Annotated in this window: 11 protein-coding genes; 4 read left to right on the top strand and 7 right to left on the bottom strand. The window is 73.8% G+C overall.

What is annotated here, in order from left to right; all coding sequences use genetic code 11:
* Positions 1-45 precede the first annotated feature (45 nt).
* The 3 genes from V6U77_RS16275 to V6U77_RS16265 all read left to right on the top strand — a co-directional run bounded on the left by V6U77_RS16275 (position 46) and on the right by V6U77_RS16265 (position 2,767).
* Positions 46-393, top strand: coding sequence for a S24/S26 family peptidase (locus tag V6U77_RS16275; RefSeq protein ID WP_334607174.1), 348 nt, complete (start codon positions 46-48; stop codon positions 391-393).
* A gap of 141 nt (positions 394-534) precedes the next feature.
* Positions 535-1,710 carry an NAD(P)-dependent malic enzyme gene (locus V6U77_RS16270; RefSeq protein ID WP_334607173.1) on the top strand — a complete coding sequence of 392 codons (1,176 nt, stop codon included), beginning with the start codon at positions 535-537 and terminating at the stop codon, positions 1,708-1,710.
* Positions 1,711-1,804: 94 nt separating this feature from the next.
* Complete coding sequence (locus V6U77_RS16265) at positions 1,805-2,767, top strand: zinc-binding dehydrogenase (RefSeq protein WP_334607172.1); 963 nt, start codon at positions 1,805-1,807, stop codon at positions 2,765-2,767.
* Between the two features lie 145 nt (positions 2,768-2,912).
* Here V6U77_RS16265 and V6U77_RS16260 read toward each other — a convergent pair whose 3' ends face one another.
* The 3 genes from V6U77_RS16260 to V6U77_RS16250 form a co-directional block, all read right to left on the bottom strand.
* Entirely contained in the window at positions 2,913-3,896 is a 984-nt protein-coding gene (locus tag V6U77_RS16260; RefSeq protein ID WP_334607171.1) for an alpha/beta hydrolase family protein, read from the bottom strand.
* Between the two features lie 210 nt (positions 3,897-4,106).
* Positions 4,107-4,649, bottom strand: coding sequence for a nucleotidyltransferase domain-containing protein (locus V6U77_RS16255; RefSeq protein WP_334607170.1), 543 nt, complete (start codon positions 4,647-4,649; stop codon positions 4,107-4,109).
* A 108-nt stretch (positions 4,650-4,757) separates the two neighbouring features.
* Complete coding sequence (locus V6U77_RS16250) at positions 4,758-5,618, bottom strand: alpha/beta hydrolase family protein (protein ID WP_442934441.1); 861 nt, start codon at positions 5,616-5,618, stop codon at positions 4,758-4,760.
* A gap of 189 nt (positions 5,619-5,807) precedes the next feature.
* Between V6U77_RS16250 and V6U77_RS16245 the strand changes: the two genes are divergently transcribed.
* Positions 5,808-5,978: a hypothetical protein gene (locus tag V6U77_RS16245; protein ID WP_199729505.1), complete on the top strand. Its 171-nt coding sequence runs from the start codon at positions 5,808-5,810 to the stop codon at positions 5,976-5,978.
* 48 nt (positions 5,979-6,026) lie between these two features.
* Here the strand turns inward: V6U77_RS16245 and V6U77_RS16240 are convergent, their stop codons facing one another.
* From V6U77_RS16240 to V6U77_RS16225, 4 genes are all read right to left on the bottom strand, one after another.
* Entirely contained in the window at positions 6,027-7,175 is a 1,149-nt protein-coding gene (locus V6U77_RS16240; protein ID WP_334607168.1) for an acetate/propionate family kinase, read from the bottom strand.
* Entirely contained in the window at positions 7,172-9,244 is a 2,073-nt protein-coding gene (gene pta / locus V6U77_RS16235; protein ID WP_334607167.1) for a phosphate acetyltransferase, read from the bottom strand. The genes V6U77_RS16240 and pta overlap by 4 nt, the downstream gene beginning before the upstream one ends.
* 85 nt (positions 9,245-9,329) lie before the next feature.
* The gene (locus V6U77_RS16230) at positions 9,330-9,509 is read right to left on the bottom strand and encodes a DUF6104 family protein (protein ID WP_121399674.1); all 180 of its coding nucleotides are present in this window, start codon (positions 9,507-9,509) and stop codon (positions 9,330-9,332) included.
* A 162-nt stretch (positions 9,510-9,671) separates the two neighbouring features.
* Positions 9,672-13,418 (bottom strand): multifunctional oxoglutarate decarboxylase/oxoglutarate dehydrogenase thiamine pyrophosphate-binding subunit/dihydrolipoyllysine-residue succinyltransferase subunit, encoded by a 3,747-nt coding sequence (locus V6U77_RS16225; protein ID WP_334607166.1) that lies wholly within the window; start codon positions 13,416-13,418, stop codon positions 9,672-9,674.
* Positions 13,419-13,497: the final 79 nt, after the last annotated feature.

Genomic DNA, 13,497 nt, shown 5'->3' with positions numbered 1-13,497 from the left:
TTACTCCTGGAGGCGCTCCGAGGAGGCCGGGTGGAGGGGAAACCGATGGGTACCGATCGCCCGGCGGCGCCCCGCCTGCGGTGGCCGCTGACCGCCGTGCTGGTGACCGGTCCCTCCATGTCGCCCACGTTGCGGCACGGCGACGCGGTGCTGGTCCGCCCGGGTGGACGGGCCGTCCGCCCCGGCGACGTCGTGGTCGCGGTCTTCCGTGGCCGCCCCGACCTGCTCGTGGTCAAGCGTGCGGTCCGCCCGCAGGACGGCGGCTGGTGGCTGCGCGGCGACAACGACCTGGTCACCGACGACTCCCGGGCGTACGGCGTGGCCGACGTGCGGGGTCGCGTGGTGGCCCGCTACTGGCCCCGGCCCGCCCGGGTGCGCCCGCGTCGGGTATGACCCCGCTCACATCGGTGTGACGGTGGCGACACTATGCTCGAAACGTGCCCGGGTGACCCCCGCACCGCGTGCCGCCGCTCGGCGCCTCACCTCGCGTCCACGCCGGCCGCCCCGTCTGCTCGACAGATCCTGGAGTCACCAATGTCATCGTCCACTCTGGACCCCGCCGATCCCGTCTTCCGGCTGCACCGTGGCGGCAAGATGGCCGTCGCCTCGACCGTCCCGTTGACCAGCCGCGAGGACCTCTCCCTCGCGTACACCCCGGGCGTGGCCCGGGTCTGTGAGGCCATCGCCGCCGATCCGACGCTCGCCGACGACTACACCTGGGCGTCACACGCCGTCGCGGTCGTCACCGACGGGTCGGCCGTACTCGGGCTGGGCAACATCGGCCCGCGCGCGGCGCTGCCGGTGATGGAGGGCAAGGCGGTGCTGTTCAAGCAGTTCGCCGGGGTCGACGCGGTGCCGGTCTGTCTGGACACCCAGGACGTGGACGAGATCGTGGCCGTGGTGCGCGCGCTGGCCCCGTCGTTCGGCGGGATCAACCTGGAGGACATCAGCGCCCCGCGCTGCTTCGAGGTGGAGCGCCGCCTCGACGAGGCCCTGGACATCCCGGTCTTCCACGACGACCAGCACGGCACCGCGATCGTCGTGCTCGCCGCCCTGCGCAACGCCGCCAGGCTGCTCGACCGCAAGCTCGGCGACCTGCGGGTGACGGTCAGCGGCGCCGGCGCGGCGGGGGTCGCGGTGACGAAGATGCTCATCGCCGGCGGCGTGAACCCCGAACAGGTGGTGGTCTGCGACTCCAAGGGGATCATCGGCCGGCACCGGCCCGAACTGACCGGCACCAAGGCGGAACTGGCGGCGTGCACGAACGCCGGCGGTCGCGAGGGCGACGTCACCGAGGCGCTGCGCGGGGCGGACGTGCTGATCGGCGTCTCGGGCGGGCAGATCCCCGAGGCGGCGGTCGCCGGCATGGCCCCCGGCGGCATCGTCTTCGCGCTGGCCAACCCGACGCCCGAGGTGCACCCGGAGGTGGCCGCCCGGCACGTGGCGGTCGTCGCCACCGGCCGCAGCGACTACCCCAACCAGATCAACAATGTGCTGGCCTTCCCGGGGGTGTTCCGGGGCGCGCTGGACGCCCGGGCCACCCGGATCACCGAGGGGATGAAGGTCGCCGCCGCCGACGCCATCGCCGGCGTGGTGGCCGAGTCGCTCACCGCCGAGGCGATCGTCCCGTCCCCGCTCGACCCCCGGGTAGCCCCCGCGGTGGCCGCGGCGGTCGCCGAGGCCGCGCGCCGCGACGGCGTCACCCGTTGACCGTGTGAGGAGGGGCTCTTCCCCGCCGCCCGGCGGCGGGAAAGAGCCCCTCCTCGCGTCGGTGCCCTTCTTGTCGGAGGCTCGGCTTGTTACCGTGCCGATCATGCGTGCCGCCTTCGTCTCCCGCTTCGACGACGCCAACCCGCTCGCCGCGCTCACCGTCGGCGAGCAGCCCGAGCCGACCCACCCGGCCGACGACTGGGTGACCGTGCAGGTGCGGGCCAGCTCCCTCAACCACCACGACCTCTGGTCCCTGCGGGGGGTCGGGCTGCGCGCGGAGCAGCTGCCGATGATCCTCGGCTGCGACGCCGTCGGGGTGGACCCGGACGGCAACGAGGTCGTCGTCTACCCGGTCGTCCCCACCCCGGGTGACCCGCGCGGCGTCTCCATCCTCTCGGAGCACTTCCCCGGCACGCTGGCCGAGCGGGTCGCCGTACCCCGGTCGAACCTGCTGGCCCTGCCGGCGGGCCTGGCGGCGGCGGACGCGGCCTGCCTGCCGACCGCCTGGCTGACCGCCTGGCGGATGCTGACCACCGTGGGCCGGGCCGACGACGCCGACGCCGTGCTGGTGCAGGGCGCCGGCGGGGGCGTGGCCACCGCGGCCGTCGCGCTGGCCACCGCGATGGGCAAGCGGGTGTACGCGACCAGCCGCGACGCCGCCAAACGGGAGCGGATCGCCGAGCTGGGGGCCACCGCCGTCGAGCCCGGCGCCCGGCTGCCGGAGCGGGTCGACGTGGTCATCGAGACGGTCGGCGCGGCCACCTTCGACCACTCGCTGAAGTCCGCCGCGCCGATGGCCCGGATCGTGGTCTCCGGCGCCACCGCCGGGCACGAGCCGAAGGTCAACCTGCGCCGGGTCTTCGCCATGCAACTGGAGATCCTGGGCACCTCGATGGGCACCCCCGACGAGCTGGCCGCGCTGCTCGCGTTCTGCGCCGGGCGCGGCGTGCGCCCGGTGGTGGACACCGTGGTCCCGTTCAGTGAGGTCGCCGACGCCTTCGCCCGCCTGCACTCCGGCGACGTCTTCGGCAAGGTCGTCGTCGACCACACCGCCTGACCGGCGGAGCGGCTGGCCGCCCGGGCCGGGTCTCGTCGTGCCCGGGCGGTCGTCGACGCTTCGACGGTCGGTGCCCGGGCGGTCGGCGCGCTCCGACGGTCGTTGCCCGGGTGGCCGGCGTGCGCGGGTCACCCCTCCGCCGGCGTCAGAGGCGGTTGTCGAGGGTGGCGACGTCGTCGCGGGCGGCGTCGGTGGGGATCCGGTCCTTGGCGGACCGGTCGCCGTAGAGCGACCAGCGCAGGAACTCGACAGTGGTGTCCGAGACCACCCGCAGCGCGGCGCCGTCGCCGAGCAGCGCCCGGCCGTGGTCGCCCTTCGGCAGGCTCAGCATCGCCTTCGGCCAGGGCACCCTGTCGTAGACGGCCTTGCCGGCGGCGTACTCGACCACCTCGTCGGCCTCGCCGTGCACGAAGAGCTGCGGGGCGGCGGCACCCGCGAAGGCGGTGCCGACGCCGAGCGCCGTGCCGGCGAAGACGACCCCCGCGTCCAGCCGCTCGTCCCGGCCGGCGGTGAACAGGCCGATGGTGGTCACCCCGCCGGCCGAGTGCCCGGCCGCCGCCACCCGGTCCGTGGCCAGCCGGCCGCGCAGCGGGTCGCCGGCGCGGGCGTCGAGGGCGAGGACCTGGGTCAGCACGTACGACACGTCGGCCGGCTGGTTGAGCACGTCGAGCACGTTGCCGTCGCCGCCCCGGGCGGTGTGCGGGAAGGTCGGCGCGGCCACCACGAACCCGGCCGCCGCCCAGCGGGTCAGCAGCGTCGCGTAGTCGGCCGGCCGGCCGTTCAACCCGTGGCTGAACATGACGACGGGGAACTTCCCCCCGGCCGCGTCCGCCGACCGCTCCGGCTGCCCACCGGGCTTCCCGGCCGCCGGGTACCAGACGGTCACCGGCAGCGGCCGCTTCCCGTCGCGGTTCAGCTTCATCTGCCGTACGCCGACCGCGAAGGTCTTGTCGGGCGCGGTGCCGGCGGGCACCTGCGGGGTGGGGGCGACCGTCGGCGCGGGCGGCACCGGGGCCGTCACCTGCGGGGCCGCCGCCCGCGGGGCCGGCCCGGCGTCGTCGGAACAGCCGACCAGACCGGCGGTGAGCAGTGCGGAGGCGAGCAGGGCGGGGGTGACACGACGCGGCATGGATCGATTGTGCCTCGCGACTCGCCCCCGCCCGCCGGGGATCGACGCGCCACACTCCGCCCGCACCCGTAGCGCCCCCGGGTGATCAGGACGGCATGGACGTATCCCGGCCCGTTTCAGGTACATGACGTCCTGATCACCGCTGGTTGGTCCGGCGGTGCCTCCTCAGGGGCCCGTTGCCCGGGTGGGGCGGGGGAGGGGACGGGAGCGTCAGCCGACCGTGGGCGGTGGTCGGTGGCGGGTGGTGGCGCGGAGGCGGGTCAGGTCGGCGGCGTCCTTGGGGCGGCGCGGCCGGTCCGGCATCCAGACGGGGAACATCTCCTTGAACTCGACCTGGGCGGCCACGGAGATCATCGGGACGGTCAGCGCGCCGATGCGACCGGGCGGGCCGGCCAGCATCCCCTCGGGCAGCGCCGTCCCCGCCCACGGCCCGGCACCCACCACCACCTGCCCCGTCGCGTCCCGCGCCAGGTACGCGACGCTCATCTCGACGTCCTCGCGGACGAGGTCGAGCTGCACGTCCGGGGGCATCCGGGGGTCGGGCCGCCAGCCGTGCCCGCGCAGCAGGCCGGCCAACCGGTCGGCGTCGGCGCGCCAGCAGTACCAGTCGACGTCGACGTGCGGCCGGGTCACCTCACCCAGGTGGAAGTCCATCGCCCAGCCGCCCCGCAGCCACACCTCGATGCCGGCCGCCGACGCCAGCCCGGCCAGCTCCGCGATGCCGTCCAGTTGCCGCCCCGTGAGATCGTCCACGACGGCACGGTAGCCGGATGGTCCCTCCCCGCGCACGCGCCTTTGCACGCTCAGCCCGCCGACCGCGACGCCCGGTTCTGCACCGACTCCGCGCCGGCGACGGGCGGGTCACCGGGCGGGGCGGATCTCGAACGCCGTCACCCCGGGACGGCGGGCGTCGCCGGGCAGGCGGCTGCCGGCCGCCTGGTCGCCGTAGAGGGTCCAGCGGAGGAAGTCGGTGGTGGTGGCGAGAACCTGGTCGAAGCCCGGCAGTCCCGGGGTCAGGTATTCGCCGTGGCCCTGCCCGAGCAGGCTCAGGAAGGCGGTCGGGCCGGTCGTGCGGCGGTACGCGGCGCGCCCGACCGTCGCCGGCACGATCCGGTCCGCCGTACCGTGCACGAAGAGCAGCGGGGCCGCCGGCCCGGCGAAGCCGCCGGCCATTCCGCCACCGGCGATCACGATGCCCGCGCGCAGCCGCCCCGACCGCCCGGAGGTGAACATGCCCGCCGTGGTGAAGCCGCCCGCGGAGTGGCCGGCGGCGGCGACCCGGCCGACGTCGAGATGCCCGGCGAGCGGGTCCCCGGCCCGGGCGTCGAGCCGCACCAGGTGCCGGATCAGCCGCCAGCCGTCGGCCGGCTGATGGCGTACGTCGGCACGGCTGAACCGGGCGGCGCCGCGCCGGGTGTGCGGGTAGGCCGGGGCGGCCACCACGAACCCGGCGGCGGCCCAGCGGGAGGTCAGCCCGGCGTGCAGCTCGGGCAGGCTGTGCAGCCCGTGGCTGTAGACCACCACGGGGAAGCGTCCGGCGGCCACCGCGCCGCGCTCCGCCGGGTACCAGACGGTCACCGGCAGGGGACGCGCCGAGGCCGGGTCGACGGTGAAGGTGCGTACGCCGACGGAGTAGGCCGTCACGGGCGACGGACGGGCCGGCGGCGGTGCGCCGGGCGCGGCGGTGGCCGCCGGGGCGCAACCGGCCAGCAGCGTCGTCATCAGTACGGCGACCAGCCGCTTGATCCCCACCGTTTCACGGTAGGTGCCCGGCGGCCCGCGCCGGCCCCGCCGTCCGGACCGGACGCCCCCGCCACCCGGGCCGGATCGTCTCCACCGGCCGGCTCGACCTGACCCCGACGCGGGCGCGGGGGACGGTGGCATGTGACCGGCTTGGCTAGGGTCACCGCCATGCCTGAGAACCGCGCCGACCCGAGCGGCAACACCGAGGCGTTCCGCGCCTACGCCCACACTCCCGAGCCCGAGGCGCCGGCCGGCGCGTCCCGGACGCCGCTGCTCGTCGGCGCGGCGGCGGTCGCGGTCGTGCTGGTCGCCCTGCTCGCCTGGCTCGCGCTGGGCTGACCGCGCGGGTCCGTCGGGCCCGGTGACCCGGACCGCCCGGGTCACGGGTCAGCCAGCCGCGTCGACCACCGCGCGGGTCTGGAGGGCGATCTCGCGCTCCTCGTCGGTGCCGACGACGCAGACGGTCACCTCGGCGTCCGCCGGCGAGATGACCCGGTCGCCGGTGCCGTCGTTGCGCCCCGGGTCCACCGCGATGCCGAGCCGCTCGAGGCCGGCCAGGGCGGCGGCGCGCACCGGCGCGGCGTGCTCGCCGACGCCGGCGGTGAAGGTGACCGCGTCCACCCGGCCGAGCAGGGCGTAGTACGCGCCGACGTAGCCGGTGACGCGCCGGCAGTAGACGTCGAAGGCGAGCGCCGCCGCCGGATCGCCGTCCGCCCGGCGCGCGAGCACCTCGCGCATGTCGTTGGCGCCGGTCAGCCCGAGCAGGCCGCTGCGGTGGTTGAGCAGGTCGTCGATCTCGTCGACGGAGAGCCCGCCCTCGCGGCGCAGGTGGAAGATCACGGCCGGGTCCAGGTCGCCGCTGCGGGTGCCCATGACCAGGCCCTCCAGCGGGGACATGCCCATCGAGGTGGCCACGCTCCGGCCGCCGGCCACCGCACAGGCGCTCGCGCCGTTGCCGAGGTGCAGGGTGATCGTGTTCACCTCGGCGTACGGGCGGCCGAGCAGTTCGGCGGTGCGCCGCGACACGTACGCGTGCGAGGTGCCGTGGAACCCGTACCGCCGGATGCCGTACCGCTCGGCGGTGTCCCGCTCGATCGCGTACGTCGCGGCGGCCTCGGGCAGGGTGTGGTGGAACGCGGTGTCGAAGACGGCGACCTGCGGCACCTGCGGCAGCGCCGCCAGGGCGACCTCGATGCCGACCAGGTTGGCGGGGTTGTGCAGCGGCGCGAGGGGAACCAGGTCGCGGATCGCGGTCAGCACCGCGTCGTCGATCAGCACCGGCTCGCCGAACCGCTTCCCGCCGTGCACCACCCGGTGCCCGACGGCGCGCAGACCGGTCAGGTCGAGGTCGTCGAGGATGCCCCGGACGGCCGTCCCGTGGTCGGCCGGGCCGCCGCCGGCCTCGCCGACCCGCTCCACGGTGCCCTTGTCGAGGACCCGGTCGCCGTCGAAGAGTCGGAACTTCACCGACGACGACCCGCAGTTGAGGACGAGGACGCGGCCCGCCGTCGACTCCTGGGGGGCGGGACCGGTCATGACGACTCCTCGGTGGTGGCGGCCTGGATGGCGGTGATCGCCACGGTGCTGACGATGTCCGGCACGGTGGCGCCCCGGGACAGGTCGTTGACCGGCCGGCGCAGGCCCTGCATGACCGGCCCGACGGCCATCGCCCCGGCGGAGCGCTGCACCGCCTTGTACGTGTTGTTGCCCGTGTTCAGGTCCGGGAAGATGAAGACCGTGGCCCGGCCGGCGACCTCGCTGCCGGGCAGCTTCGTCGCCGCCACCGCCGGGTCGATGGCCGCGTCGTACTGGATGGGTCCCTCGACGAGCAGGTCGGGCCGGCGCTCGCGGACCAGCTTGGTGGCCGCCGCGACCTTCTCCACGTCGACGCCCGCCCCGGAGCTGCCGGTGGAGTAGGACAGCATCGCGACCCGTGGCTCGATGCCGAACCGGGCGGCGGTGTCCGCCGAGGAGATGGCGATGTCGGCGAGCTGGGCGGCGTCCGGGTCGGGGTTGACCGCGCAGTCGCCGTAGACCAGCACCCGGTCGGCGAGCAGCATGAAGAAGACGCTGGACGCGACCGAGACGCCCGGCACGTTGCGGATGATCTCGAACGCGGGGCGGATGGTGGCGGCGGTGGTGTGGGTCGCGCCGGAGACCATCCCGTCGGCGTGCCCCGTCTGCACCATGAGCGTGCCGAAGTAGTTCGGCTGGGCGACGATGTCGTGGGCCAGTTCTAGGGTGACGCCGCGGTGGGCGCGCAGCCCGGCGTACGTGGCGGCGAACTCGTCGCGCCACTCGCTGGCGACGGGGTCGACCACCTGGGCACCGGTGATGTCGATGCCCAGCTCGCGGGTGCGCCGGGCGATGTCGTCCGGGCGGCCGAGCAGCGTGATGTCGGCGACGCCGCGGCGCAGCAGGATCTCCGTCGCCCGCAGGATCCGCTCCTCCGCCCCCTCGGGCAGCACGAGGCGCCGGCGTCGGGCCCGGGCGCGGTCGATCAGGTCGTACTCGAACATCAGCGGGGTGACCCGCTCGGAGCGGCTGACCCGCAGCCGGCGGGCCAGGTCGTCGGTGTCCACGCAGCGCTCGAACGCGCCGAGCGCGGCCTCCACCTTGCGCGGGTTGGCCGCGCTCGGCCGTCCCTCGATCCGGCTGGACGCGGCGACGGTGTCGTAGCTGTCGCTGGGCACGGAGAGCACCGCGAGCCCGGTGTTGAGCCCCTCCACCAGCCGCATCGCGCGCGGGTCGGGTTGCTCGCCGAGGGTCAGCACCACCCCCGAGACCGAGACCTGCCCGGCCACGTGCGCGGCGCTCGCCGCCACCAGCAGGTCGGCCCGGTCGCCCGGGGTGATCACCAGCGCGCCCTCGGTCAGGTGGTCCAGCAGCGTCGGCACGTGCGCCGCCCCCACCACGTAGTCGAGCACGTCGCGGCTGAGCGCGGCGTCGTCGCCGGCGAGCAGGGTGGCGCCGAGCGCCGCCGCCACCTCGGCCACCGTCGGCGCCGACACGGTCGGCACCTCCGGGATGGCGTACGTCGGCACCGGCAGCTCGGGAAGCGTCATCGGGCCGGGGACCCGGTTGGCGATCACCGCCAGCACCGTCGCCCCGAGGTCCGCCAGATCGTGGTACGCCCCGCGCGCGGCGGCCGCGATCGCCGCCGGCTCCTGCCCGAAGCCGTCGACGACGGGCACCACCACGCTGCCGAACTCGGTGGCCAGCCGGGCGTTGAACGCCAGCTCGCGGGGGCCGGCGCCGTCGCCGCCGTCGGCGAAGTCGCTGCCCACCACGACCACGGCGGGGCAGCGCCGTTCGACCTCCCGGTAGCGCTCGACGATGCCGCTGACGAGTTCCTCGCGCCGCCCGTCGGCGACCAGCGCGGTCGCCTCGGCGTAGCTGGTGCCGCTCAGGTCGGCCAGCGGCAGTTCGATGCGGTAGCGGTCACCGAGCAGGGCGAGGATCGGGTCGGGGCCGTGTCCGCGCACCAGCGGCCGGAACGCGCCGATCCGCTCGACCTGCCGGGACAACAACTCCGCCAGGCCGAGGGCGATGGTCGACTTTCCGCCGCCGGATCCGACGCTGGTCACGTACACGCTGCGGGCCACGCACCCACCCTAGAAGATCTTCGGGCCGCCGGCTCGGGTCGTGGTACCCGTCGGTCACGGGACCATGGCCCTGTCCGCGGCCGGGCTACTCGTCGTCGGGGTCGTCGAGGCGGGCCAGCCAGGTGGCGAAGCGCTCGATCGGGGTCTCGAACTCCGGGTTGAGGTCGACGAAGTCGCGCAGGCGCTCGCCGAGCCACTCCATGCTGACCTGCTCGTCGCCACGGCGCTGGACCAGTTCCTCGATCCCGCGGTCGGTGAAGTACATGCTGTCCGTTCCTCGTTCGTCGCTGTGCGGTGCGGATGTCCGGGCGGGCCCGGTGACGGGTGCCCTGCCCGCCCGGCGGTGGGGGAGGGGCCCCGACGGCGACCGGGGCAGAGCCGTCAGGGTCGACGGGCTCCGCCCCGGTGCGCTCGGCGGTGCGTCAGGTCACGGGCGGGGCAGGGCCGCCTCGATCAGCGCGTTCTGCTCGACCTCGTGCATCTTGGCGGAGCCGACGGCCGGGGCGGCGGCGGCCGGGCGGGAGATCCGGCGCAGCCGGACGTCCGTCAGGTGCTCCAGCAGGTTGAGCGCGACGAACGACCAGGCACCCTGGTTGGCCGGCTCCTCCTGCACCCAGGCGAAGTCCTCGGCGTTCGGGTACGCCGCCAGGGCGGCCCGGATCTCCTCGACCGGCATCGGGTAGAGCTGCTCGATCCGGATGATCGCGGTGTCGGTGACGCCGCGGTCGTTGCGGGCCTGGAACAGGTCGTAGTAGACCTTGCCCGAGCAGAGCAGCACCCGCTTCACCTGCTCCGGCGCCGCAGCGCCCGGGTCGGGCAGCACCGGCTGGAAGGTGCCGGTGGTGAAGTCCTCCACCGGGGAGACGCAGAGCTTGTGCCGCAGCAGCGACTTCGGCGTGAACACCACCAGCGGCTTGCGCTTCGGCGACAGCGCCTGGCGGCGCAGCAGGTGGAAGTAGTTCGCCGGGGTGGTCGGGATGGAGACCCGCATGTTGTCCTCGGCGCACATCTGCAGGAACCGCTCCGGGCGGCCGGAGGTGTGGTCCGGGCCCTGGCCCTCGTGCCCGTGCGGCAGCAGCAGGGTGACCGCGGAGCGCTGGCCCCACTTCACCTCGCCGGACGAGATGAACTCGTCGATCACCGACTGGGCGCCGTTGACGAAGTCGCCGAACTGGGCCTCCCAGCACACCAGCGCGTCGATGTTCTCCACCGAGTAGCCGTACTCGAAGCCCATCGCCGCGTACTCGCTGAGCAGCGAGTCGTGCACGAAGAACCGGGACCGCTCGCCGTCGGCGGTCAGCGACTGCAACGGCAGGTGGTCGTTGCCGGTCTTCGCGTCGACCACCGAGGCGTGCCGCTGCACGAAGGTGCCCCGGCGCGAGTCCTGCCCGGCGAGCCGGACGGTGACCCCGTCGTGCAGCAGCGAGCCGAACGCGATGATCTCGCCGAAGCCCCAGTCGATGTTGCCCTCGACGGCCATCTTGGCCCGCCGGTCGAGCAGCTGCTGGATCCGCTTGTGCGGGGTGAAGCCCTCCGGCAGGTTGACGTGCGCCTCGCCGACGGCCCTGACGACGGCGGCGTCCGTGGCGGTCTCCACCTGCGGCTCCGGCTCGTCCTCCCGCTTGGGGCGGCTGAGCTGCCGCGGCGTGGTGGCGGCGTCGCGGGTGGCCTTGAAGACCCGCTCGAGCTGCGACTGGTAGTCGCGCAGCAGCTCCTCGGCGTCCTCCACCGTGATGTCGCCGCGCCCGATCAGCTCCTCGGTGTAGAGCTTGCGGACGGAGCGCTTCGAGTCGATGATCTTGTACATCTGCGGGTTGGACATCGACGGGTCGTCGCCCTCGTTGTGCCCGCGGCGGCGGTAGCAGACCATGTCGATGACGACGTCCTTGTTGAACTCCTGCCGGTACTCGAAGGCCAGCCGGGCGACGCGGACCACGGCCTCGGGGTCGTCGCCGTTGACGTGGAAGATCGGCGCCTGGATCATCCGGGCGACGTCGGTGCTGTAGAGGCTGGAGCGGCTGTGCTCCGGGGCGGTGGTGAAGCCGACCTGGTTGTTGACCACCACGTGGACGGTGCCGCCGGTGCGGTAGCCGCTCAGCTGCGAGAGGTTGAGGGTCTCGGCGACCACGCCCTGGCCGGCGAAGGCGGCGTCACCGTGCACCGCCAGCGGCAGCACGGTGTAGCCCTCCAGCTTGAGGTCTATCCGGTCCTGCTTGGCCCGGACGATGCCCTCCAGCACCGGGTCGACGGCCTCCAGGTGCGACGGGTTCGCCACCACCGAGACCTTGACCGAGTGGTCGCCGTCGGGCGTGGTGAACTTGCCGTTCTGACCCAGGTGGTACTTCACGTCGCCCGAGCCCTGGGTGGAGCGCGGGTCCAGGTGCCCCTCGAACTCCGAGAAGATCTTCTCGTACGGCTTGCCGACGATGTTGGCCAGCACGTTGAGCCGGCCCCGGTGGGCCATGCCGATGACGACCTCGTCAAGCCCGCCCTCGGCGGAGGCCTCCAGCACCTCGCCGAGCAGCGGGATCAGCGACTCGCCGCCCTCCAGCGAGAAGCGCTTCTGCCCGACGTACTTGGTCTGCAGGAAGGTCTCGAACGCCTCGGCGGCGTTGAGCCGGTTGAGCACGTGCTTCTGCTCGTCGGGCGACGGCTTCTCGTACTTGCGCTCGATCCGCTCCTGGATCCAGCGCCGCTCCTCCGGGTCCTGGATGTGCATGTACTCGATGCCGACGCGCCGGCAGTACGAGTCGCGCAGCACGCCGAGGATGTCGCGCAGCTTCATGCGCTGCTTGCCGGCGAAGCCGTTGACCGGGAACTCGCGGTCGAGGTCCCAGAGGGTCAGCCCGTGCTGGAGCACGTCCAGGTCGGGGTGCTTGCGGATCTTGAACTCGAGCGGGTCGGTGTCGGCCATCAGGTGGCCGCGCACGCGGTACGCGTGGATCAGCTCGTGCACCCGGGCGGTCTTGTTGATCTGACCCTCGTTGTTGACCGCGACGTCGCGCATCCAGCGCACCGGCTCGTAGGGGATGCGCAGCGAGGTGAAGATCTGGTCGTAGAAGGTGTGCTCGCCGAGCAGCAGCTCGTGCATGACCTTCAGGAACTCGCCGGACTGGGCGCCCTGGATGATCCGGTGGTCGTACGTGCTGGTGAGGGTGATGACCTTGCTGACGGCCAGCTCGGCCAGGGTCGCCTCGGACATCCCCTGGTAGGGGGCCGGGTATTCCATCGCGCCGACACCGATGATCGCGCTCTGCCCCTGCATGAGCCGCGGCATCGAGTGCACCGTGCCGATGCCGCCGGGGTTGGTCAGCGAGATCGTGGTGCCCGAGTAGTCGTCCATGGTCAGCTCGTTGCGGCGGGCACGCCGGACCACGTCCTCGTACGCCTGCCAGAACTGCCGGAAGTCCATCTGCTCGCAGGCCTTGATGGAGGGGACCACCAGGTTGCGGCTGCCGTCGGGCTTGACCAGGTCGATCGCGATGCCCAGGTTGACGTGCTGGGGCCGGACCATGACCGGCTTGCCGTCGACCTCGGCGAAGGAGTTGTTCATCTCCGGGTGGGCGACCAGGGCGCGGACCAGCGCGTAGCCGATGAGGTGGGTGAAGCTGACCTTGCCGCCGCGCCCACGGGTCAGGTGGTTGTTGATCACGATGCGGTTGTCGACCAGGAGCTTCGCCGGGACGGCGCGCACGCTGGTGGCGGTCGGCACGGCCAGCGAGGCGTCCATGTTCTGGACGATCTTCGCCGCCACGCCGCGCAGCGGGGTGTGCTGCGGGCCGGTGGGGGTCGGCTTGGCCGCCGCGGGCTTGGCGGGGGCGGCCTTCGCGGGCGCCGGCTTGGCGGGGGCGGCCTTGGCCGCCGGCTTCTCCTGCCTGGGCTCCGGCTTCGGCTCCTGCCTGGGCTCGGGCTTCTTCTCCGCCGGCTGCGCGACCGCGGCGGCCGCCTCCTGCTGGCCGGCGGGCTCGGGCTTGGCGGCCGGCTTCGGGGCCGGCTCAGCTCCGCGCGGCTGCCCGGCGCCGGGCGCCGGGCGGTAGTCCGCGAAGAAGTCGTGCCAGGCCGAATCGACGCTGGTGGGGTCGGCGAGGTAGCGCTGGTACATCTCCTCGACGATCCACTCGTTCGGACCGAAACCCGCCAGTGGGTTCTCCTGCGAAGTCTGCTGGGTCGACACGGCCGGTAATCGCCTCTTTCACGCGGGTTTGTGTGTCACGCGGTGTCCGGTGTCGCCCTGCCTTCGAGCGCGCACGAGA

It is taken from the genome of Micromonospora sp. CPCC 205546, from assembly GCF_036902715.1.
Classification (GTDB): domain Bacteria; phylum Actinomycetota; class Actinomycetes; order Mycobacteriales; family Micromonosporaceae; genus Micromonospora.
This window is presented reverse-complemented; position numbering and strand designations above follow the sequence as displayed.

Coding starts and splice junctions, on each gene's coding strand:
- V6U77_RS16270 (WP_334607173.1), top strand. CDS start 535: ATGTCATCGTCCACTCTGGACCCCGCCGATCCCGTCTTCCGGCTGCAC.
- V6U77_RS16245 (WP_199729505.1), top strand. CDS start 5,808: ATGCCTGAGAACCGCGCCGACCCGAGCGGCAACACCGAGGCGTTCCGC.
- V6U77_RS16240 (WP_334607168.1), bottom strand. CDS start 7,175: ATGACCGGTCCCGCCCCCCAGGAGTCGACGGCGGGCCGCGTCCTCGTC.
- V6U77_RS16230 (WP_121399674.1), bottom strand. CDS start 9,509: ATGTACTTCACCGACCGCGGGATCGAGGAACTGGTCCAGCGCCGTGGC.
- V6U77_RS16250 (WP_442934441.1), bottom strand. CDS start 5,618: ATGACGACGCTGCTGGCCGGTTGCGCCCCGGCGGCCACCGCCGCGCCC.
- V6U77_RS16260 (WP_334607171.1), bottom strand. CDS start 3,896: ATGCCGCGTCGTGTCACCCCCGCCCTGCTCGCCTCCGCACTGCTCACC.
- V6U77_RS16275 (WP_334607174.1), top strand. CDS start 46: ATGGGTACCGATCGCCCGGCGGCGCCCCGCCTGCGGTGGCCGCTGACC.